At 58.3% G+C, this 22,621-nt stretch carries 18 protein-coding genes; 10 read left to right on the forward strand and 8 right to left on the reverse strand.

What is annotated here, in order from left to right; genetic code table 11:
* Positions 1 to 6: 6 nt before the first annotated feature.
* Positions 7 to 594 carry a DUF1697 domain-containing protein gene (locus EN869_RS14305; RefSeq protein ID WP_127226417.1) on the forward strand — a complete coding sequence of 196 codons (588 nt, stop codon included), beginning with the start codon at positions 7 to 9 and terminating at the stop codon, positions 592 to 594.
* A gap of 111 nt (positions 595 to 705) precedes the next feature.
* On the opposite strand, the gene EN869_RS14310 is transcribed toward EN869_RS14305, so the two are convergent.
* A complete protein-coding gene (locus EN869_RS14310; protein WP_127226419.1) occupies positions 706 to 2,163 on the reverse strand; it encodes an NCS1 family nucleobase:cation symporter-1 in 1,458 nt (485 codons plus the stop codon).
* 293 nt (positions 2,164 to 2,456) lie between these two features.
* Here EN869_RS14310 and EN869_RS14315 point away from each other — a divergent pair, with 293 nt between their 5' ends.
* The gene (locus tag EN869_RS14315; protein ID WP_127226421.1) at positions 2,457 to 2,759 is read left to right on the forward strand and encodes a DUF982 domain-containing protein; all 303 of its coding nucleotides are present in this window, start codon (positions 2,457 to 2,459) and stop codon (positions 2,757 to 2,759) included.
* A 476-nt stretch (positions 2,760 to 3,235) separates the two neighbouring features.
* Positions 3,236 to 5,281 (forward strand): flotillin family protein, encoded by a 2,046-nt coding sequence (locus EN869_RS14320; protein WP_127226423.1) that lies wholly within the window; start codon positions 3,236 to 3,238, stop codon positions 5,279 to 5,281.
* Between the two features lie 751 nt (positions 5,282 to 6,032).
* On the opposite strand, the gene EN869_RS14325 is transcribed toward EN869_RS14320, so the two are convergent.
* From EN869_RS14325 to EN869_RS14340, 4 genes are all read right to left on the reverse strand, one after another.
* Entirely contained in the window at positions 6,033 to 7,088 is a 1,056-nt protein-coding gene (locus tag EN869_RS14325; RefSeq protein WP_127226424.1) for a hypothetical protein, read from the reverse strand.
* Positions 7,089 to 7,373: 285 nt separating this feature from the next.
* Positions 7,374 to 8,033 (reverse strand): PIG-L deacetylase family protein, encoded by a 660-nt coding sequence (locus EN869_RS14330; RefSeq protein ID WP_127226425.1) that lies wholly within the window; start codon positions 8,031 to 8,033, stop codon positions 7,374 to 7,376.
* A complete protein-coding gene (locus EN869_RS14335; protein WP_127226426.1) occupies positions 8,033 to 8,845 on the reverse strand; it encodes a sugar phosphate nucleotidyltransferase in 813 nt (270 codons plus the stop codon). Before EN869_RS14335 ends, EN869_RS14330 begins: the two co-directional genes overlap by 1 nt.
* Positions 8,842 to 10,137, reverse strand: a complete 1,296-nt coding sequence (locus EN869_RS14340) for a class I SAM-dependent methyltransferase (RefSeq protein ID WP_127226427.1) — start codon at positions 10,135 to 10,137, stop codon at positions 8,842 to 8,844. Before EN869_RS14340 ends, EN869_RS14335 begins: the two co-directional genes overlap by 4 nt.
* Positions 10,138 to 10,386: 249 nt before the next feature.
* Here EN869_RS14340 and rfbC point away from each other — a divergent pair, with 249 nt between their 5' ends.
* Positions 10,387 to 10,944, forward strand: a complete 558-nt coding sequence (gene rfbC / locus EN869_RS14345) for a dTDP-4-dehydrorhamnose 3,5-epimerase (RefSeq protein WP_127226428.1) — start codon at positions 10,387 to 10,389, stop codon at positions 10,942 to 10,944.
* Here the strand turns inward: rfbC and EN869_RS14350 are convergent.
* Entirely contained in the window at positions 10,933 to 12,246 is a 1,314-nt protein-coding gene (locus EN869_RS14350; RefSeq protein ID WP_127226429.1) for a DUF4910 domain-containing protein, read from the reverse strand. The genes rfbC and EN869_RS14350 overlap by 12 nt on opposite strands.
* A gap of 10 nt (positions 12,247 to 12,256) precedes the next feature.
* Positions 12,257 to 13,324, reverse strand: a complete 1,068-nt coding sequence (locus tag EN869_RS14355) for an SDR family oxidoreductase (protein ID WP_127226430.1) — start codon at positions 13,322 to 13,324, stop codon at positions 12,257 to 12,259.
* Positions 13,325 to 13,752: 428 nt separating this feature from the next.
* On the opposite strand from EN869_RS14355, the gene EN869_RS14360 reads away from it, so the two are divergent.
* From EN869_RS14360 to EN869_RS14375, 4 genes are all read left to right on the forward strand, one after another.
* A complete protein-coding gene (locus EN869_RS14360) occupies positions 13,753 to 15,219 on the forward strand; it encodes a lipopolysaccharide biosynthesis protein (protein ID WP_245512352.1) in 1,467 nt (488 codons plus the stop codon).
* Positions 15,216 to 16,160 (forward strand): glycosyltransferase family A protein, encoded by a 945-nt coding sequence (locus EN869_RS14365; protein WP_127226432.1) that lies wholly within the window; start codon positions 15,216 to 15,218, stop codon positions 16,158 to 16,160. Before EN869_RS14360 ends, EN869_RS14365 begins: the two co-directional genes overlap by 4 nt.
* Positions 16,161 to 16,198: 38 nt before the next feature.
* Positions 16,199 to 17,191: an NAD-dependent epimerase/dehydratase family protein gene (locus EN869_RS14370; protein ID WP_167498559.1), complete on the forward strand. Its 993-nt coding sequence runs from the start codon at positions 16,199 to 16,201 to the stop codon at positions 17,189 to 17,191.
* An 88-nt stretch (positions 17,192 to 17,279) separates the two neighbouring features.
* A complete protein-coding gene (locus EN869_RS14375) occupies positions 17,280 to 18,713 on the forward strand; it encodes an exopolysaccharide biosynthesis polyprenyl glycosylphosphotransferase (protein ID WP_127226434.1) in 1,434 nt (477 codons plus the stop codon).
* Positions 18,714 to 18,928: 215 nt separating this feature from the next.
* On the opposite strand, the gene EN869_RS14380 is transcribed toward EN869_RS14375, so the two are convergent.
* Positions 18,929 to 19,606 carry a polysaccharide deacetylase family protein gene (locus EN869_RS14380; protein ID WP_127226435.1) on the reverse strand — a complete coding sequence of 226 codons (678 nt, stop codon included), beginning with the start codon at positions 19,604 to 19,606 and terminating at the stop codon, positions 18,929 to 18,931.
* A 380-nt stretch (positions 19,607 to 19,986) separates the two neighbouring features.
* On the opposite strand from EN869_RS14380, the gene EN869_RS14385 reads away from it, so the two are divergent.
* Both EN869_RS14385 and EN869_RS14390 read left to right on the forward strand, forming a co-directional pair.
* Positions 19,987 to 21,351, forward strand: coding sequence for a nucleotide sugar dehydrogenase (locus tag EN869_RS14385; protein ID WP_127226436.1), 1,365 nt, complete (start codon positions 19,987 to 19,989; stop codon positions 21,349 to 21,351).
* An 11-nt stretch (positions 21,352 to 21,362) separates the two neighbouring features.
* Positions 21,363 to 22,601 carry a glycosyltransferase family 4 protein gene (locus tag EN869_RS14390; protein WP_127226437.1) on the forward strand — a complete coding sequence of 413 codons (1,239 nt, stop codon included), beginning with the start codon at positions 21,363 to 21,365 and terminating at the stop codon, positions 22,599 to 22,601.
* The last annotated feature ends 20 nt before the right edge of the window (positions 22,602 to 22,621 follow it).

A 22,621-nucleotide genomic window follows, 5' to 3' on the forward strand; every position in this document is an offset into this window, starting at 1 on the left:
CCAGCGATGCAGACCTATGTTGCGTTGCTTTACAGCATTGGCCTCGGCGAAGGCCGGCGCCTCGTCATGTCGGATTTCAAGGCGATGGCCGAAGGTCTCGGCTTCAACAATGTCCGCACGCTTGTGTCGACCGGCAACCTGATCTTCGAGGCGCGGGCAAACGAACTTTCGATGCTCGAGCGACGGTTGGAAAAGGCCTTCCAAAAAACCTTCGGCCGTCATGTCGACATCATCGTGCGCGGCGCCGAGGATTGGTTGAAGCTTGCGGCTTCCAATCCATTCCCCGCCGAGTCGGCTGAAGCCGGCGACCAGGTCGCTGTTCGAGTGATGCGCCTACCTGTCGCCGACGAAGCCTTGTCGGGACTTCAGGCCCGCGCCGCCGACGACGAGAAGGTGCTTTTGGTCGGCGGCGACATCTGGCTGGTCTTCTCGCGCGAGCGGCCGAGCTCGCGGCTGCTCGCCGCCGCCAATCACAAGCGGCTGGGCGTCGGCACGTCGCGCAACTGGAACACCGTGCGCAGGCTGGCAGAGATGGTAGGCGGGGCCTTCCCTTCTCCCCCTGTGGGAGAAGGTGGCCGCGAGGCGGCCGGATGAGGGGTGTTCCAGGGAAAGCCAACGCCTCACTCCGCTGGAACACCCCTCATCCGTCTCGGCGCTATCGCGCCGATCCACGTTCTCCCACAAGGGGAGAAGGGGAAAGTGCGCTCAGGCTTTAGCCACCTTTGCACCCGCGCCCAGCGCCATGGTGCGCAGGACGTAGTAGACGGCGCCCGCGATCGCCACGCCGAAGAACCAGCCATAGACACCCCACCAGGCCGGCAGCCAGTTGGTGAAGTTGGGCAGGATCGACGAGAAGATCGCGCCGATGCCCGCGGCGATGAAGGCGTTGACATGCCAGCCGCTCTGGAAGCGGAATTCGCCGTCCTCGCGGTAGAGCGCTTCGACATCGACCTCGCTTTTGCGGATCAGGTAATAGTCGACCATCATCACCCCGAAGATCGGCCCCATCGTAGCGCCAATGATGCCGACGAAGTGTGCTGCGCTGCCTTCCCACGGCGCGAAGGGATAGAGCACCAGCGCGATCAATGCCGCGATGTAGCCGCCCTTCTTGAAGTCGATCTGGCGCGGGAAGACGTTGGAGAAGTCGAACGCCGGCGAGACGAAATTCGCGACAACGTTGATGCCGAGCGTCGCGACCGCGAAGGTGAGCGCGGCAAGGGCGGCCAGGAACCAGCTGTCGAACTTGGCCGAGATCTGGTCGGGATGGAGCAGCACCTCGTGGTAGACGTCGTAGGCGGCGATGGTGGTGACGCCGGCGACCAGCGAGAACAGGACCAGATTGACCGGCAGGCCCCAGATGTTGCCCTTGCGCAGCGCGGCATTGTCCGGCGCGTAGCGGGCGAAGTCGCAGAAATTGAGGTAGAGCGCCGAGAAATAGGTCACCCAGATCGCGGCGGCACCGAACAGCGCGGTCCAAGATCCCGGATCGCCCGGAATGCCGGCATCGGCGGTCTTGTCGCGCAGCACATCCATCGGGATGTCGCTGGTGAAAGCGAAGCTGCCCGACTTCACGCAGAGATAGATGGCAAGCAGCAGCATCATCACCCAAACGGCGGGACCGGCCCAATCCTGGAAGCGGCGCACTGTCTCCATGCCCTTCTGGATGATCAGCAGCTGCAGCGCCCAGATGACGACGAAGCAGATCACCTCGAGGGTCGAGTGTCCCAGAAGATGCGAGCTCTTGTTGAATTCGTCGAACCATTGCAGGCGCGTCAGCAGCGCCACGATCGCGCCCGACGCCGCGGCCGTTTGCGCGCCATACCAGAAGCAGGCGACGATCGCGCGCACCAGTGCCGGAACATTGGCGCCCCAGATACCGAAGGAGGCGCGGGCCAGCACGGGGTAGGGCACGCCGGTCTTCACGCCGGCATAGCCGACCATGTTCATCAGCGCATAGATGATCAGCGAGCCGATGCCGATGGCGATGATGAAGTTGACGAAGCCGCCGCAGAACAGGAACAGGCTGGCCGCAAGATAGTAGCCCCAAAGGCTGTGGACGTCCGAGGTCCAGACGTTGAAGATCGAAAACGGTCCCCAGTTCCTGACCGTTGCCGGTGCCAGATCCTCATTGTAGAGGTCGGGCGATGCGCCTTGAATGGTCATTGCAAGTGTTCCCCTTGTTGCAAACGCACCCTCACGCGTTTGACCTCAGAGGTTAAGCCTGACGCCGGGGAACCGGCAAGCAACCCATTTGCCGGCTTTCGCCTTAAAGATATTCAATGAGAATCGCCATTATCCGCCGGCTTTGAGCCTGCATGCGTTGAGTCGCCGGGGCATTTCGCGCAGGCCGGCGGTTGCGAACTTTTTCCGACAGCAACCAAATTTGTTTGGAACCGATCGAAAGGACGTGCGTTTAATGGAGTTCGGCTGCGCTGCGGCCGACCGGGAGGATAACTATGGATCGCTTGCATTTCTTTACCCCAGTGCGAATTGCGCGTGGGCAGGGATACCCTGTGGAGGAAGTCGATAGCGTCTCCGAGGCGATGGTGTTCCTGCGGAAATGGCCAACGGGAAGACGCGGCCCGGTTTATCAATGCGCCCTGAATTGCTGTGCGGCGGCCATGTCGGGCAAGATGTCGGCTGAGGAAGCGAGGAAAGCCTTTGTCGGCTTTGCCCGCATCACCCGGCTGCTCGACGACGATATGGCGCTGCCGCTTGGTAGTGCATCGATGGACAACATCTACGCGCTGCGGCGCTAGGCCAAAAAAACCTCTTGAAATCAACGTTCTGCGTCGGCAACGGCGCAGCACATTAGCTGTTGCTTGGTTTCCGGATATCTCACGGGGTCGGATCTGGAGGCGATATTTTGACTCGCCAAGAGCGCCGTCCCGCTCGCTGCTGATTCCTAGAAGCCAACGCTTTCAAAACAGCAAAAGCGTTGAAAATACTTATTCGATTTCCGCGCGAAGTATCTTTAAACCTGTTTGCGCTATTCCTACGTCATCTATTGTTATGTCTATCAAGGCAACACCGATGTAACATCGCTTACGGCTGCGCTTGTCCTAACGGGGGACTCGGGACGCGCGGTCACTTCCCACGCAATGAGCAGCCCAAACGTTTCGACACGCCCTTAGTGCGTCGAGCGTGTGGGTGCGCGATCTCCCCGCTTTGTCGATCAACACCAACCGGGTGGCCGTCGGGTGGATCAACCCGTGCGCCCCATAGGAGACAAGAGATGGACGTCCTGCAATATCTCGACCCGATCAAATGGACGGCGATCGAGGTAGCCGTGCTGGTCATCGTGCTGGCGATCCTGTTCCGGTGGAGCGGCGTGGTCCGCTACATCCCAAACGACAGGCTCGGCATCCTGGAAAAACTATGGAGTTTTCGCGGCTCCGTCAGCAATGGCTTCATAGCGCTCAACCGCGAGGCAGGCTACCAGCCGGAAGTCGTGCGCGGCGGCCTGCACTTCTTCATGCCGTTCCAGTATTCGATGCATCGCGCCAATCTCGTGACCATCCCGCAGGGTCAGATCGGCTACGTCTTTGCCCGTGATGGCAAGCCGCTGCCTCCGACGCAGACACTTGCTTCCAACACCGACGCCGATGATTTCCAGGATGTGCGCGGCTTTCTCGAAAAAGGCGGACAGAAAGGGCCGCAACGCAAGATCTTGCGTGAAGGCACCTATGCCATCAATCTCGCACAATTCATCGTGCTCACCGCCCAGTCGATCTATGCCGTCAATCTGAGCTCGTCGGAACAAAACCTTTTTACCAATATGTCCAGCATGATCTCGGAGCGGGGCGGCTTCGAGCCAGTCGTCATCCATAATGCCGAGGACATGATCGGCATCGTCACCATCCATGACGGTCCGGCCTTGCCGGACGGCGAGATCATCGCACCGACCGTCGCCAACGATCCGAGCGACCCGAACTTCCACAACAATTTCCAGGACCCGGAGAAGTTTCTCAATGCCGGTGGCTACCGTGGCCGGCAGCTGCAGGTGTTGGCCGACGGCAGCTACTTCCTCAATCGCATTTTCGCGACCGTCGAACTGGTCGAGAAGACGATCATTGACGTCGGCACGGTGGGTGTCGTCGTTTCCTATAACGGCCGCCACGGCACGGACATATCCGGGCAGGCATACCGCCACGGCGAACTGGTCGAAGTCGGCGCGCGCGGTGTCTGGTCGACGCCGCTGCTGCCGGGCAAGTATGCGTTCAATACCTATGCCGGCAATATCGTCACCGTGCCGACCACCAACTTCGTGCTCAAGTGGACGAAGGAGCAGTTTGGCGAACACAGGCTGGACGAGAATCTGTCCGAAGTCTCCTTGATCACCAAGGATGCGTTCGAGCCTGTGCTGCCGCTCTCCGTCGTCGTGCATATCGACTATATGAAGGCGCCGCTCGTGGTGCAGCGTTTCGGTGACATCAAGCGGCTGGTCGAACAAACGCTCGATCCGATGGTTTCCGCGTACTTCAAGAATATCGCCCAGACAAAGACGCTGATCCAGCTCTTGCAGGAGCGCAGCGATATCCAGCGCAAGTCGGGCGAGGAGATGCGCGAGAAATTCAACTCCTACAGTCTCGAGCTGCAGGAAGTGTTGATTGGTACGCCCCGTGCCGCCGATGGCCAGAACAGCATAGAGCAGATCCTGATCCAATTGCGCGAGCGTCAGATTGCGGTCGAAAAGGTCGAGACTTACAAACTGCAGGAGAGGGCGGCCACTCAGGAACGCACGTTGCGTGAGAAGGAGGCGCTCGCCGAACAGCAAGCCAAGATCACGACGTCGGCACTTACCATCGAGATCAGTGAGAACGAGGGTAAGGCGCAACTCGCCCGCACCCGTCAGGAAGCGGAAACCATTCAGGTAACCGCCAAGGCAGAGGCAGAGAAGGTGCGCCTCTCGGGCCAGGGCGAGGCCGACATGATCAAGGCTGTCGCGCTTGCCGATGCCGAACGCATCAAGGCGACCGGTTTTGCGGAGGCCGAGAAGGTGCGCGCCATCGGTCTGGCGGAGGCCGAGGCCACCGAGAAGAAGGTCGCGGCCTTCGGCGGTCCGGACTATCAGCTCAACTCGCAGGTTCTCATGCGCTTCGCCGAGGCGATCGAGAATGGCAGGCTGCCGCTCGTGCCGCAGATCCAGATCGGCGCCAATGGCGGCGAGAAGGGAGCCGCCAATGGCCTTGTCGAAATGATGCTTTCGATGCTCGTCGCCGACCGGGTTGGACGGCAAAACCTGCCGGATGCGATCCCGGCACCTGCTGAGGAGGAATGATCGAGAATGGGCCGGCTCGACCGGCCCATTCTTCGCCCTGCCGACTATGGGGGAGGCCCTCATGCCGGTCGATCCGTCCACCCAACCGGGGCGAGTTGCGCCGGACTGTCAGCCGGACGTCAACAGACCATCAAGGATGAGGCGCCAAGCGCATGTGCTTTGGTATCAGAAACTCCTCGCGCCGGCGGACGTCGGTTCGCGTTCTAGCATCGTGACTCAGGGTTCGCGGATGCTTTCGTCGAAACCACGCAGGAGCGGATAGAGGAAATATGACAAGATCGTGCGGTCGCCCGCCTTGATCTCCGCGGTCACTCGTTCTCACGATTGAGCCGCCGATTGTCCTATTCGGAGGCTTTTCTGCCGACAATATTGGGCGCTCTATCGCGAGCGTTCGCTGCGATGTCCGTGGCCTTACAGTCTGACGCCGTGTCGGATTTTGATGTTTCTTGCCGCTGTATTTCAGCATCGGTAATGCACTGCGGGCCGAGTCCGCCTGGACGGCGTTCTGAAGCCACATTACCCCAACAAGGACGCCGGCCGCTTTACGCCTTTTGAAGGTAGAACCCGTTGTCGCACTGGTGCGGCGGCGACAACGGGTCTGCCCTTTCTAGTTCGCTTGGCAGGTCTGGTGGCACACAGCCTTGCAGCTCACATTCTGGGATATTGATTCGAAATGCGCAGTAGCAAAGAGGTCCGGGTTTCAAGCGCATTGGTCCTAACGCTGGCCAGGAGCATGGGGCAAGGCGCCTGTTTAGCGTTGGGTCGCCCAGCTAGGGGAGGGGCCGATAATCCATCCGATGCCATCGCGGCGGAGATCTGCCCCGCGCCGCGCCATCTCGGCCGCCTTCAGGCCGCCTACCAGCCTGCGGATCGTGGGATACCAACCGAGAATCTCTGACGATACGCCGAGCTGACCTCGCGGCGGCTTTCGCGGCGGCCAGACGCGAAGACCGAAATACCGAGCGGCCAGGCGGTCGATCTCACCGCTGAATTGAATGAGCAGACTTCCATGAGCGGCTTCGGATACCCGGGCAAGGCCGTTGATATCCATCGATGGTTTTGCCGCCGGCCGCAATGCGACTACCACAGCGTCCCACATTTCCGGCAACAGCATTTGGGCATGAGCATACACTGTCACTCTGGCACCTTGCTCGATCAGGGCATCTCGTATGTAGCGCCCGCAGGGGGTGTCGCACAGGACGGCGATTCTTGCATTGGCGGCGTTTATCCCTGCATCGCGCAACAGTCGACAGCACAGCCGGGCTAAATCGGGAAGCAAGTTTATGGTCGGATGCTCAAGATTTGGAGCGGCGACTTTGATTTGCATCTCGCTGCAGGCATTTAAGTCCACAATTTCTGGAGAGAGTTCCCACGGCTCGGCCATTAGAGCCACGACCGAATTTGGGCGGAGGTATTCGACAGTCGACCGTGATATTGGCCGTGTACGGGGGCAACTCACAAGAATGTCGACATGATTCCATTGGTGAGGATGGATTCGCCGCATTATCTCCAGTCGCGCCGAACGCCCAGCATGAGTGGCGAGGTCCAGAGCGTCCCAAGAGGTAGCCGGACTTCTGGCGTGCTTCTTTCGCTCGACTGCAAGCGCGAACACGCTTCGGGCGCCGGCGAGCGCCGCCGCGGTTGCCGCGATTGCCTCTGAGCCAAACCCGGCACCAGTAGCCACCACTTGTCCATCGAGATCGAGCTGAAACTTTCCGATGCACTCGCGAATGGCGTCAATGACGGACGCGCGGTCGACTTCGGTATCACGACCAGTATCTTCGTCCGACTGTGAGGTGCCGTTCAACGGGGCCCCCATATCGGGGCGGGTCCGCTCGCGAAGTGCACTCTCCGTGAGGTTTGACCGATAATGTTGAGCTGACTAGCGGTTGTTTGTAATTGTTCGCGCGCTCGCCGTGCTGGTGTAATCCCACCAGTTTTTCGAAGGGGTAGCGACAGGCAAGATCGCTTGATTTGTGACAAAAACGTGTACCACATTGTCGACCGATTACCTCGTCTCGAGTGGGGCCTCCAGCCAAACAGGCACCCCTCACATGGGCTTCGACAGGAGCATATGCATCGACCGTCTCCTTCAGCCCAAGGACCAGGCAGCCTTTCGAACCACAAATCCCTCGGCAAATCCCTCCTTGGCACGGCATTCCATCCCGCGCAGCCGCGCAAGCCCACGAAACGTCTCTGCGTCAAACCAGTCCTTGGACCGCTGGCTGCCGAAATGGGCGAGGAGCAACTCGGTTTTGCGCCGCATCTGGGCTTCCGACAACGGCATGTAGAAGTTTGGCTGGCCTAAGTCGCCATCCCACTTCGGGACTTCGTATTCGAGTATAAGGTGGTCTCGAAAAAGGTTCCAAGTGATCTTGTTTACTTGGCGATGATCCTGATGCGCGTCATCGCGGCGATGGGTGAAGATCAGATCAGGTTTGACACTTCTCGCCTGAAGCGCAAGCCATTCCTTGATCTCTCGCTCTTGGCTCGGAAAGTAGCTGTCATCGAAGTCGGCAATCGTGATGACAGGATGTGCGACCCCGTCCAGAAAACTATGCGCCGATGCGCGAGCCTCGTCAGTACGGATACCTCGTCCGCTCAGTACAAGCCAATGCACGTCAAGCTTCGCGCCGCCGGCAACAAGCGAAAGCAGCGTTCCTCCGGCACCGATCTCGATGTCGTCGGAATGGGCGCCAAGGCAAAGAACGCACAGGCTCTCCTGTGTCCCTGCGAACGACAGCGTTCTCATCACCTGGTGACCGTGAGTCCAATCTGGCCGCTCCGCTCGCGCATCCGGCGGTTCCAGGGCATGTTGCCCTTTTCAACCATGTCCTCGAGCACCTGCCAATCACGCAACGTATCCATGGCGCGCCAGAAGCCGTCATGCTTGTATGCCATCAGTTTATCGGCTTCAATCAGCCTTCTGAAAGGCTCGAGGACGAGTTCTTCGCCTTCCCGCATGAAATCGAAGATTTCTGGCCTGAACAGAAAATACCCGCCGTTGATCCAGATATCTGAGCTCGTTGAGCTGCGGAACTCACGAACGCGGCCGTCCTCCGCAATATCGGCAAAGTGATAGGTAACCGGCGGGGGTACTGCGAGGAAGCAGGCAAGCTTTCCGCTCTCGCGGAACTTGCGCTCCATGTCGCTGAGGTCAACATCCGTGAGCCCGTCGCTATAGTTCGCAAGGAACATATCCTCGTCCCGGACCAGGTCACGTGCTGCCCAGAGCCGTTCTCCGATGTTGCGCCAGATGCCGGTGTCAATGAGTGTGACCTGCCAGTCCTTGTGGCTGTCGTTCAAGAGCCTGACTTCGCGACCGTCGCCAGTGACCACGCAATCAGCGAACATTTGCGGCCGGCTGTTGAGAAAGAAATCCTTGACGACGTTCGCCTTGTAGCCAAGGCAGAGGATAAATTCCTCATGTCCGTAGTCGCTGTAATATTGCATCACATGGCGCAGGATGGGCTGCGGACCGAGCGGGATCATCGGCTTGGGTATTGCTTCAGAATAGTCGCGGATGCGGGTTCCAAGCCCGCCGCAGAAAAGAACTACTTTCATGGCAGGCACTCCGCAGGATCGATAACCTCGGCGAAGGGGATTGGGACCACGAATTTCGCACCCCACGCCGCTACGTGCGACATCTGTCTTATGATCTCGTCCTTCAGGTTCCATGGCAGAATTAGGATATAGTCCGGCTTGGCCTCCTCGATGGCCTCGACCGGCCTGATGGGAATGTGCATCCCAGGCGTGAAGCGTCCGTGCTTATACGGATTGCGGTCGACCGTGAATTCCAAGAAGTCGGTGCCGATCCCGCAATAGTTAAGAAGGGTATTACCCTTGCCGGGCGCCCCATAGCCGCAGATCGTCTTGCCTTCGTTCTTCGCCGAAATCAAGAAGCTGAGTAGGGCGCGCTTAGCGCCGTAGGCCCGCTCGGCGAATGACGTGTAGGTCTTCATCTGCGTGAGGCCGCCGGTCGCCTCTCGCTCGAGCAATCCAGCCACAGCTGGCGCCGGGCGATGGACGCTCTCAACCCGCGCCAAATATACTCGCAGCGAGCCTCCGTGCGTGGGCAGTTCCTCTACGTCGAAGATCTTGAGGCCGTGCCTGGCGGCCATCACGTCGATCGTCGTGAGCGAGAAATATGAGAAATGCTCGTGGTAGATCGTGTCGAACTGGTTTTCATCGATGAGTCGCTCGATGTGCGGGAATTCGAGGGTGACCACACCCTGGGGCTTGAGGAGTAGCGCGATGCCTCCAACGAAGTCGTTGAGGTCTGGGACCTGGGCCAGAACATTGTTGCCGACGATGAGATCGGCCTGTTTGCCTTCGTTGATGAGTTCGCGCGCCAGGCGTACGCCGAAGAAGTCGATACGCGTCGGCACGCCCTTGGCGATTGCGGCTTGCGCTACATTCACCGCGGGTTCGATGCCGAGTGTCGGAACACCTAGTGGCTGGAAGTGCTGCAGCAGATAACCGTCATTACTGGCAAGTTCGACTGCCAGGGTGTCTTCTCCAAGCCCGAAACGCGCCGCGGCATATTCGCAATAGCGTTTCGCGTGCTCGACCCAACTCGTAGAATACGACGAAAAATATGCGTACTCGGTGAATATCTCTTGCGGAGTAATATGCTCGGGCAGCTGCACAAGGAAGCATTCCTCGCAAACCATCACGTGAAGCGGATAATAAGCCTCGACGTTGCCCAGATGGTCTGGCGGTATGAAGCTTTCGCAGGGAGGCGACATTCCCAGATCGACAAATGTATGATGAAGAGGCGCTGCACAGAGTCGGCAACGTCGCCCGAGAGCGACATCCACGTGTTGGCGGTGCGCGTCAGCTGTGTGAAAATTCATAGATCTACCCAGATTTAGCTACAGTGAGCTTGAACCAGTCAGCCAGAGCCACCGACTTGGCATTCTGAGAGATGGGTTAGTCAAATCGAATAAGGCTCAACCCAGGATGATCCGGAATAGGTACGCGAACGCCCTTTCTGATCATGTATTCTTGAGTGGACGGCATTTTGTGTCGAGCCACTGCAAGTATGGCTTTGCTGCGACGCATCGCCGGCAGTGTAAGCTGAGGATCGTCGAGAGGAGCTTCGCGTGCGTTTTCATCCGTCTTCGCTTAGCGGGCCGAGATTGGTCGAGCCGGAACCGATCTGGGATGAGCGTGGGTTTTTTAGCCGCACCTTCTGTGTTTCCGAGTTTTCCGACCACGGGCTGACCACCAGCTTCGTCCAGCACAGCATGTCCTACTCGCGGCACAAGCACACCTTGCGCGGCATGCATTTCCAGCATCCACCCCACGCTGAGGTAAAGCTGGTCAGTTGTATTGCAGGCTCTATTTATGACGTCATTGTCGATCTGCGTCCGCAATCGCCGAGCTATCTGAAATGGGAGGGATTTGAGCTGACGGCCAGCAACCGCCGCATGCTCTACATCCCCTGTGGCTTTGCCCATGGTTTTCAGACACTCGGGCCTGACTCGACAGTGAGCTACATGATCTCCGAGTTCTATACGCCGGCGGCGGCGAGAGGCTTACGATACGATGATCCACGCCTGGCGATCGACTGGCCTGCCCCGCCCAGCATATTGTCGGATCGCGACAGGCATTGGCCGCTGCTTGAAGCCGACGCGCGCCGTCCTGTACTACAGAACTGACAGCAACCCGTGTTCGCGCAAAAGCCGGGCCGCAGCAGCGATTTCAGCGAAGGGCAGTCCCGACCGCTCGGCTATCGCAAGCAACGAATTGCTGCCGTCCGCCAAGTTGAGAACCCATAGCATTGGCATGGCCCCGTGGTTGGAGGCGTGAAGGCCCCCAAGCGCTGTGTATAAGCCGCGCCTGCCAAGCTGGGGTTCGCCCATGGGGCTAAGATTGACAGGAACCCAGTCCTCCTCGACGACGTCGATTACTTCCATGAGCATATCGTATGAATGCGCCAGATGCTCAGCGCGAATGAAGCTAAGATCGTCGGCGGAGGTGTGATATTGCGGAAAGGTGCCGTGGGCACCGCGTTGGAACAAGCCGACCGGCATGTTGAAACCGGGCGAGCAGAACTGGCGTTCGTCGTAGCCATATGGACTGAAGTCGATCACCTTGGCAAATTGGCCCGAGAGATGGGAAAGAACATGTGCCATCGCCCGATCGATGAAGGCATCACCGCGTCGGCTGCGTTTGTAAGTTGGTCCCTCACCGTCGCCGACGCACGAGACTACGAGCCCATGCTCGATCCGTGAGACGTTGTCCACATTGGCCGCGAGCCACGCCAAGGAACCGATAGTGCCCGGAATGAAAAGGAAGCGATAGCTATAGCGTGTCTGACGCGCGCGCAGCTTTCGTGCCAGAACCGTCAGCAAAGCCAGGCCCGAGCAATTGTCGTTCGCCATCGAGGGATGGCAGATATGGGTGGTCAGCAGAAACTCGCGGTCGCTTGTGCCGGTGTGGAGATACTCCCCGTATGTCAGCGCACCTTGTCTAAGTTCGCTGTCGATGTGAACGCGATAGCGCCTTTCCGAAAGGGACATCAGGAGGTTGTGGGACATGCAGAACCCCCAGCGTTCCTCATAATAGGATGTCCGGTAGGGGATAAGATCAGGTTGCTCCGGTATTGTGAAAACGTGTTCCTTCAACTCGGCCAGGCTCACCACCTTGTCGACTGGAATACTGTAATTCAGGACATGAAGATTGGAGCGTCGGAAGTCGACGATCCGCGCACCGTTTTCGTCGTCGATATAGGCATCCCGGATGATCCATTCCTTTGGGATAGCCCAATCAAGTACCGGCGTCCCGGTTGCAACCTCATGCACCTCGATCGGCAGTCGCCGTGACAACACGCCCAGCGTATCGCGAACGCCAGGGCCCGTGATGCTGCGGGCTATCGGGAAAAGCTCTGTGGCAAGCTCGTAGATCTCCTCGCCCAGTCGGGCAGAAGTATTCACCAGCTGTTGAGCGCCATCATCCATATCGCCGTCGTTATTGCAGCACCGAGGCCGGAATTTTTGCCTGGCTGTGCGCCACGCGGCGTAGATCGTGGCCAAGAACGCCAGTCGCTATCAGGTGCTTGATATGACCGATCCGCTGATAGCGTGGACCTTCGAACTCTCCGGCAGTCAGTCGCGACGACTTGAGCACGCCGAGAAGTTGCTCTGCTCCGCTCCGAGCATTGTGACGTGGCAAGGCGTCAGGTAGCACGCGAGCAAGCTTGCTGAAGTCGACACGATACGACCGCTTGTCCGGCCCGGCGTCGCTGGCGAAGGTGAGTTGGCAGCCGGGGACGACTTCGGTGACGACGTGGGCGATATCCCGTATCCGGTAGTTGTGCTCAGTTGATCCGACATTGAAGGCTTGGTTCCAAACCGCATGGGTCGGCACTGCAAGACCTGCGATAAAGGCTCGGCATATATCCTCTACATGCACAAGCGGTCGCCAAGGCGTTCCGTCCGATTTCAGATAGAGCAGCTTTTCCGAAACGGCCCATGCCATGAGATTGTTGAGCACAATGTCGAAACGTAAGCGCGGCGAAACGCCATAGGCAGTCGCAGGCCGGAAGTAGACCGGGCAGAAGTCGCCGTCGGCGAGCGCCGAAATGTCCCGCTCCGCCAAAACCTTGGATTGTCCGTAGGCGGTTACGGGATTGAGAGCGCCTGTCTCATCGATCAGGTCGTTCTCGGAAACCCCATAATTGCTGCAGGAGGAAGCGAAAAGGAAGCGTCGCACTCCGGCTTCCTTGGCGACACGCGCCACGTGAACGCTCGCTCGATGATTGATCGCGAAAGTGATGTCGGGATTGAGATTGCCCAGCGGGTCGTTCGAAAGCGCCGCAAGGTGGATGACAGCGTCCACGTTGACGAAGTCTTGGGGGCTCGCGTCGCGGACGTCTTTGCATATGCTCGGAACACTTGTGAGCTTTCCAGCCGGGGCAAAGGTGCAACGCTCGTACAGATTGGCATCATAGCCTATGACGTCATGCCCCGCAGCGATCAGCATGGGCACCATCACTGAGCCGATATAGCCTTGATGGCCCGTCACCAGAACTCGCATTGTTCCTCCTGCAGAAAGTATGGCGCTCCCCGACCTTCGCACAATTTTGCCACAAGGCGACTGACCCAATCGGATGAAGGACTTACAACCGTCGGTCACACGGACAACATTCTGCGCATTGACTGCGAATAATATCCGCTACCTTCCTGGTGATGATCAGCTGCGGGATCTAGGGCAACGAGCCGGATCGCGCCGCAAATCGCCGGGACGCAGAATTCCCGGGACGGTCTTCGAAACTAGTTCAAACGGGCAGCGACTAATCACAATTGATGGTGGCACCTGCGATGTGGAGGGGTGCCGCGGACCGAGCGCGACCCGTAAGCTGGCCAAATCTCGAGTGTAATCTGGCGTAGGAACCCCCACGGGCCTCGGTTCGCACGTCGTTTGTCTGCAGGAGTTCGAAGCTGGAGGAACTGAAAGGAAAATCTCTGCGGGGCGCGTTTGCCAAGCTTTGCGGCCAAGGGATTTCCTTTGTTCTGCGACTCGGCTTCGTCGCGGTGATAGCGCGCCTGCTGGAGCCTGCAGATTTCGGACTGGTCGCCATGGTGACCGTGGTCACCAGCTTCTTCGACCTGTTCACCACCGCCGGGCTCTCGGCCGCTACGGTTCAAAAGCCCGATCTCAGCAACGAATATGTATCGACCCTCTTTTGGGTGAATGTGGCCGTCGGCTGCACTCTTGCAGTGCTCACCGTCCTGGCCGCGCCTTTCCTCGTCGCGTTCTATCAAGAGCCTCGCCTTCTTGGGGTGACCTCCGGGCTGGCGGCCGGCTTCCTGTTCAATGCCGCGGGTGTGCAGCATCTCGCACTTCTTCAACGCTCGCTGCGCTACGGGGCCCTGGCTGTCATAGAGACAGTTGCCCAGGTGGCCAGCATTGCTATCGGGCTTGGAATGGCGCTTTACGGCTGTGCCTATTGGTCGCTGGTTGGAGCCGCAATCGCCCAACCAGCGACAGCGACCCTTCTTATGTGGCTTTCGATCTCATGGCGACCGGGGAAGCCGGGAAGGCTTTCCGATGTTCGGTCCATGCTGAGGTTCGGGGCTACCATCACGTTCAACAATGTTGTCGTCCATCTGGCCTATAATTTCGACAAGCTGATGATCGGGCGCTATTTGGGAGCCGACGCTTTAGGCATCTATGGTCGAGGCTATCAGCTCATCAATATACCCAACACTACGTTGCTGTCGGCAATCGGTGGAGTGGCCTTTTCCGGCTTGTCCAGGCTGCAGGAGGATCCAGTGCGCTGCAGAGCGTATTTCCTGAAGGGATACACGCTCGTCAACAGTCTTACCCTGCCAACTACAATGTTTTGTGCAATGTTCTCGGACGAGATCATCGCCGTCGTCCTCGGGCACAAGTGGCACGCCGTGGCGCCTATATTCCGCTTACTCGCGCCTACGATCCTGGTTTTCGGGATCATCAATCCGACAGGATGGTTCCTCCAGTCGACGGGTCTCCAGGGACGCAGCCTGAAGATGGCGTACGCCATCGCCATACTCGTTTGCTCGGCCGTCATCATAGGTCTCCCCTATGGCGCCAGCGGTGTGGCGCTCGGCGTTTCGGCGGCTATGACCTTGTGGGTGGTGCCGCACATCTTCTGGTGCGCGAAGGGAACGCTTCTGTCGCCTTTCGATCTTTTTGCCGCGATCTGGCGGCCATTAGTGGCCAGTGTCGTCGCGATCGGTGCTGGATTGCAGGTGGCGTTCTACCTAGGACCTTCGTCGCCGCTCCTTCGGCTTTTGATGGGCGGGATGGTCATGGGTGCGGTCTATTCCTGTCTGCTCCTCTTCGTCCTGGGTCAAAAGAAATTCTATGCGGATGTCCTGGCAGCGTTGAGACCTGCTTCACCGGATCGAATTGCCGATACGTCCGCTAATCTTGGAGTAAGCAGATGAGCGAAAATATTCCGCGGCTCAGCATCGGCCTCGCCGTAAGGAATGGAAAAGGCTGGGTGGAGAATTGCATTGAATCCATCCTTGGCCAGGATTTCGAGGACTTCGAGCTCGTCGTTTGCGACAATGCGTCCGACGACGGAACGATAGAAACGCTTGCAAACTATGCCCGGGCCGACGGTCGCGTCCGACTGAACGTCAACCCTTCGAACATTGGGCTCCATCAGAACATGAACCGCGTGTTGCGGCTTGCGCGTGGCACATTCTTCCGCTGGATCAGCGCCGATGATTGGCTCGAGCCGGGGTATCTTTCGAAATGCGTGAAGACGCTTGAAGACCGACCTGATGCTATTGGCCTGACCACCGGCTTCACCCTTTACTCGCCCGAGGGGGTGGCGAGATGGAAGCACTACCGGGGGGAATTCCCAAGCTCCGGCGACGCAGCCCAGCGCTTTGAAAGGATGTTGTGGTTCTACCATGCCGGCGACGCCATATATGACCCGATCTACGGCTTGTTCCGACGCTCCCGGCTCCTGGAAACGGGCATGCTTCGCCGCTCTGAGCAGGCAGACTGGCTGATATGCGCGGAACTGGCGCTTATGGGGCCTATCATTCACATCCCCGATCGACTGGCGAACCGCACGCAGAAGCCGCGTCGCGGCCTGGACCGAGTGGCATTTCGCCGGCGCCTTGACCCCAACCGAAGCGAAGACCTCAGAACCTGGCCTTCCCGCACCTGTCGTGATCTTCGCGATATCGTTGGGGCAGCACAGCTTACCGAGGATCAGTTGCGTCGATGCGAAGTCGCGCTTCGCCGCTTCTGGGCGAAGGAAACAATCAGAGCCGGACGGGCGCAATTCTCAGATTCAAGGCATTTGCTGGTCAGGCTCCTGCGTGGAAACAAGGCGCGCTTCCTGTCGTCGACGCCTGTCAGTCAAGACTAGGAACCGGCGATGGTGCGCAGACATCGAGGTCGACCGAGATGGTCCACCAAAATCCAGAGATCACTGACCTCAAGGTTCTGATCACGGGCGGGGGTGGCTTCCTTGGCTCCCATCTATGCCAATGGTTGCTTGGACTTGGCTGCGAGGTCCACGCGACGTCACGCATCGAACGAGAGAGAGACGGTCGCGGACCGATCTGGTGGCGAGCCGACATGGCTGATCTCTCGATGGCTCGTAGCGTTGTCGCCGCAGTGAAGCCCGACATCGTCTATCATCTTGCCGGCTCGGTTGGCGCGAGCCCCGACCTTGAATTGGTGGTGCCGACTTACCAAAGTCTGTTGACCAGCACGCTCAACGTTCTGCTGGCCGGAACGGAGGCCTGCAGCGGCCGCATTATCCTGAGCGGCTCGTTTACCGAGCCCCAGCCCAGTCTTGTGCATCCCACTCCACATTCGCCCTATGCAGCGGCGAAATGGGCGGCGTCTGGCTACGGGCGCATGTTCAACATTCTCTTCCAGGCACCGGTGGTCATTCTTCAGCCATTCATGGTCTACGGACCGCGCCAGGCACCTGCCAAGCTAATACCGACGGTAATCAAGTCGCTGCTTGGCGACACCGCACCCAAAGTGACCAGCGGCAAGCGACGGGCTGACTGGGTTTATGTGGACGACGTGATCGACGGGTTTGTTTTGGCGGCGACGACAAAGGGAATCGAGGGGGCCACAATCGATCTCGGATCTGGCCGCCTCGTCTCCATTCGCGAAATCGTCGAGAGGATTGTTGCAATCGTCGGCTCCGCACCCTCTCCCATCTTCGGCGCGGTGCCCGACCGGCCGGCCGAAAACGAGGTGATCGCCGATACAGAGTTTGCTCGCGCGCGGCTCGGCTGGACGGCGAAAACCTCGCTCGACGAGGGTCTGCGTCGAACGGTGCATTGGTACCGCGATGGCGCTATAGCGGCCGTAATCGCGCAAGCCCTCAGCCAACTACTCCTTCTGAATAACTGGGACGAGCTCAGCGCACTTTTGTAGGCGTTTGCGCGGCGCCGGACGGGCCAAATAATGGGTGCAAGTGGGCGTCGCAGCCTCTCTTTCGTCAACACGGTCCGGTGTGTTTGCAATGGATATGTCGCCGATCGCCAGTTTGGAGACAGCAAGGGAGTTTATAGCCAGTCCTTCCGGACGTTCCTTCGTTTCGTACCGCTCGGTCGCCCCGCTGGCCATCATAGCGGATACGTTGGCCATCACCGCCGCGTGCGCCGTCTGGAGCTTCCAATCGGAGGGAAGCGGGGGCGAGGTGGCGATGCTCACACTCGGCATCGCGCCCATTGCCTCCGCACTGTTCGTATGTTCGACAAAACTGGCCGGTCTCTACCAGCCTTCGACAATTCTTTCGGAAAACATGCCCTTCCACGTCGTTGCCTTGCTGTGGCTATGCACGGCGGCGCTCGTTGGCGTAAGCGACTTTGCCCTGGGCAAGGAGGTCGATCCGGAAAATGGAGTTGCCTTGGCGGTCTATGGACTGATCTTACTTTTGGCTCATCGGATGTGCTGGCGACTGTTTATCCGCAGAGGTTCTGCAAAAGGAACCACGGCTGGCCGCAAAGCGGTTTTGATTCACCAGGGTACTTCACTCGAGGCCGACGCGGCTCCGGAATTGCAGCAGTATGGAATCCACATCGAATATAGATTGAACCTCGGAGCGCCGGATGACGAAGCGCAGATCAGGCAGCGGATCGAGCTAGCGGTCGCGATTGCGCAGAACTCGGATGTCGATGAGATACTCATAGCGGCCGATGTTCAAGACTGGCAGCGGCTCAAACCCCATCTAAGACTCCTGCGCCAGCTTCCATTGCCCGTCTCGCTGATTGCACGGGACTGGTTAGCAGATTTTGTGAAGCAGCCGGCTCAGATAGTGGGATCGGCGGCTCTCGTCGAACTGCAGCACCCGCCGCTCACCATAGTCCAGCGAGCGGCCAAGAGGCTCATCGACATTTTCATCTCAACGGCCGCATTGGCGCTGCTTTGGCCTTTCATGATGTTAATAGCCGTGATGATCCAAATTGACACGCAGGGTCCTGTGTTGTTCCGGCAGACCCGGATCGGCTTCAACGGCAAAGCCTTCAAGATATTCAAATTCAGGACCATGAATGTCCTGGAAGACGGCCCTGGAATTCAGCAAGCAACTTCCGAAGATAAACGCACGACGACGTTCGGCCGTTGGCTTCGCCGAACCAGCATAGATGAACTGCCGCAATTGCTTAACGTTCTCATGGGGGACATGTCGGTCGTTGGACCGAGACCGCATGCAGTTTCGCATGACGGCGAATTCGGTCGGGCGATCGCCAACTATGCCTTTCGCCGTCAAATGAAGCCGGGCATTACAGGCTGGGCACAGGTAAGCGGGTTTCGCGGCGCGACACCGGAAGTCGACCTGATGACGAACCGGATCCAGATGGACATGCTCTACATTGAGAGGTGGAGTATCTGGCTGGACATTCGCATAATCCTGCAAACCCCGTTTGCCGTTTTGCGGGGGCTAAATGCTTATTAAGCGCAATCCGGAAAGCGTTAGCAATTATTCATTCGAAACAAAGGGATAGACCGGTTCGCCGTTTCCGTGAGAAGGGTGAGTGCTCCAGAGTGCGTCGCGCTGAAGCGGGTTAAGGCGATGCTCTTCAAGTCTTTGTTTTGAACCATCTCAATCCCAGAACAGCGGTACACTTCTGGGCAACATGCTCTAGATGCGACGACAGCAGGGCGCAGCAGTTACCAAACAGATTTGCGAGCATGCGAGAGATTGGAGCGCAGCCGCCCTAGATAAGAGTTCCGGAGCGCTAAATCCTTAGGAATGTCCTTCCATTGCCATGAACGGTCCAGCGTGTTGCGCGGCTTCAGCCAAGATTCCTTGGTTGCGAAGCCACGGCCCGATGTGTAGACGCGGCTGTAGCCTTCAGTTTTCAGCTTTTTCAGAACGCGCCGATCATAACGGCCAAAGGGAACACTGGCCTCGCCAATCTCGCAACCACAGATGTCTTCCAGCTTGAGCTTGGCATCCACTGTTTCGACGTGCAACCGAGCATCATCGAGCTTGCACCAGTCAAGATGGTGCATCCCGTGACTCCCTATCCGCATACCCTCATGCAGAAGTTGCCTGATGGCGGGCGCGCTTAGATATCCGCGGGTCCCCACTCGCCCCGCGCAAACAAAAAACGACGCTGTGAGGTTCCTTTCCAGAAGGGCAGGCAATGCAATATCGAGGTCGCTTTCATTGCCGTCGTCAAAGGTGATGAGGACAGGGTAGTCGCTCATAGCTGCAGAGACTTTGTTCAGCGCGGCAAAAAAGGGATCCGCATCCCACCAGAAATCCAGTTCGGCCTTCTCGATACCGGGCGGGGCAATGCCTATGCCGTGGAAGTTGATGAAATGCTCTTTCGATTCAGCCACACTTGGTTCCTACAACCGCTTTTCAATCTTTAACACTCAGGCAGTCCAAATGATAATCTGCGCGTCCTAGGCGCATTGTACGACCACGAGTTCGGATATTGTTCAGGGCGACCTGAGTATGCGCTTGTTGTGTTCGTACCTCAACCGACTGGGGGTCTCCCCAGCATCATCCGATCGGGCAAGTTGATATACAATTCGGTTTTTCCGGGGTTGGCTGCGAACTCACCCACCATTCGACCATGCTCAACGAGTATCTTACCCAAAAAGGAGTGGTCACTTCGCTCAAGGGATAGCTCATCAATTCAACCGGAGTCGCAACAATGGGATTGTTTGGGCCAAGCGACCTTCGCCTATCTCGAAGAGGGTGCGGAGCGACGTCAATGAGAATAGCTGTTTTCGGACTCGGCTATGTGGGATTTACCACCCTATGTTGCTTGGCCCACGAGGGCCACGAAGTACTCGGATTCGATGTCAATGCCCGCAAGGTCGCCGGCCTCAATTGCGGCATTGCACCGATCGTGGAGCCGGGACTTGCCGAAATGCTGCTGCGCGGACTCGCAGACCATCGCATCTCTGCTTTCACGGACGTTGAAGGCAGGCTCGAGAGCTGCGATATCGCAATTGTTTGTGTCGGCACGCCCAGCGGGCCGGACGGAGCTCACGACCTAAGGTTTGTTACTGAGGTCTCGAAGGAAATAGCCCTTTACTTGGGAAATGGTCGCACAAGGCCGCTCAGTGTCGTCTACCGCTCAACGATAAGGCCGGGGACGATGGAAGGCCTAATCGCTCCCATATTCGCAAAGGTTCTGGTCGACAGACCGGGTTGCGTACAACTTGTCTATTGCCCGGAGTTTCTTAGAGAGTCCTCAGCCGTCAACGACTATTTCCGACCCCCGAAGATCGTTATCGGCACGTCGGGCGGTGAGCCAAATCCGGTCATCGACGAGCTGTTTGCCGGGATCGAAGGACCGCGCTTCGTGACGCGTTTCGCCGAAGCCGAGATGACTAAGTTTGTCGACAACAGCTGGCATGCGATGAAGGTCGCGTTCGCCAACGAGATCGCTCGGATCGGCCTTCAACTCGACGTCGACACGTCGAAGGTGCATGAGATCTTTGTTTCTGATACGAAGCTGAACATCTCCCCATATTATCTCAGGCCGGGCGGCGCGTTCGGTGGCTCGTGTCTGCCCAAAGATGTTCGAGCATTGCAGAGCATCGTGGCGGACAGCGGAGTCAATACACCTTTGATCGACTCGCTCCTGCGTTCTAATGACGCCCATAAATACTGTCTGTACCAACTCGCCACAAAGGGTCTGAAGCCGGGAGCATCGGTGCTGCTGGCAGGCTTGGCCTTTAAGGCGGGGACGGACGACCTGAGAGAAAGCCCCAACATCGACCTTGCGCGCAGCTTGCTGAGAGGACGCTACAGGTTGTCCATATTCGATCCCGCCATCGACGCCGGCAAGCTGGTTGGTGCCAATTTGGGCTATGCCTGGTCTTGGTTTCCGCAGTTTGCGAGTTTGCTGGTAAGCAAAAGGCAGGCAGAAGCTCGGCGTTATGACCGGGTGATTTTCGCAAACCGTACGGCGGCTATGCTTTCCTTGTCGAAAGCGCAGAGCGTGATCGATCTCAATGCACTGTCGGATGGCGCAAACAAGCCGCCAGCCCCTCCGGCATCCCAGACGGAGGCTGCACCTTTGGGTGACGCCGCGCTGCCTTTCGACGTCAGGGGCACTGCGGCCTGAGGGAGAGAGAGATGTCCGCCATTTCGGTGTTTGGTGCCGAACAAACTCGATCTGGCAGTCTTTCTGCCCGCAAAGTCTTGATGATTGTGGAGAACTTGCCAGTGCCGTTCGACCGGCGCGTTTGGCAGGAAGCGCGGGCATTGCGTGATGCCGGCGCGGAGGTTTCCATCATTTGTCCCGTCGGCGTGGGGGCGGAAGAGCGTGAAGAGACGCTGGAGGGCATTCGCGTCTACCGGCATGACTTGCCGGTCGAAGCCAAAGGCGCATCGGAGTTCCTCCTCGAATACGGCGCGGCGCTCTGGCACGAAACCCGCTTGGCATGGAAAATCCTGTTCAGGCATGGGTTTGAAACCATCCATGCTTGCAATCCGCCGGACCTGATTTTTCTCGTCGCACTGCCGTTCAAGATGCTTGGGAAGCGTTTCATTTTCGACCATCACGACATAAATCCCGAGCTCTACGAGGCCAAGTTCGGCAAGCGCGGTCGGCTCTGGCGGCTCCTATGCCTGTTCGAATGGATAACATTCAAATGCGCCGACGTGGTCATTTCGACCAATGAGAGCTACCGAAGGATCGCGCTTACCCGCGGCAGGAAGCGCGCCGGCGACGTGTTCGTGGTGCGGTCAGGCCCGGATCTGACACGCTTGAGAACCGATTGCCCTGACCCCAGCCTGAAACAGGGGCGCAAGTTTCTCGTGGGCTATGTCGGGGTGATGGGGGAGCAAGAGGGCATCGACCTACTTCTGCGTAGCGTCGAACATCTCGTTCACGAGCGAGGCCGACAGGATGTCCAGTTCGTTCTGGTCGGTGGTGGCCCGCAACTGGGCAACCTCAAGGAGTACTGTCAAAGTCTGGGGCTGAATGACTATGTCACTTTCACCGGTCGGGTTCCCGACGACATGCTCTTCACGGTACTTTCGACCGCCGATGTGTGCGTCAATCCGGATCGCGTCAATCCGATGAACGACAAGTCCACCATGAACAAGATTCTGGAGTACATGGCTTTCGGCAAACCGATCGTGCAGTTCGACGTTACTGAGGGGCGCTTCTCAGCGGACAGGGCCTCTCTCTACGCCCGTCCCGATGATCCGATCGACTTTGCCGACAAGATTGAATGGTTGCTTGGTAGCCCAGAACAGCGCAAGGTCATGGGTGATTTCGGTCGCGATCGTTTGCAGCGGGAACTTGCGTGGAGCTATCAAGTGCCGAACCTAATCGCCGCATATCAACGAGCCAGGTCAACCGATTAAGCAAGCCATAAGCCGTTTTC

The sequence above is a fragment of the Mesorhizobium sp. M2D.F.Ca.ET.226.01.1.1 genome, from assembly GCF_004022705.2.
In the GTDB taxonomy this organism is placed as follows: Bacteria; Pseudomonadota; Alphaproteobacteria; order Rhizobiales; family Rhizobiaceae; genus Mesorhizobium.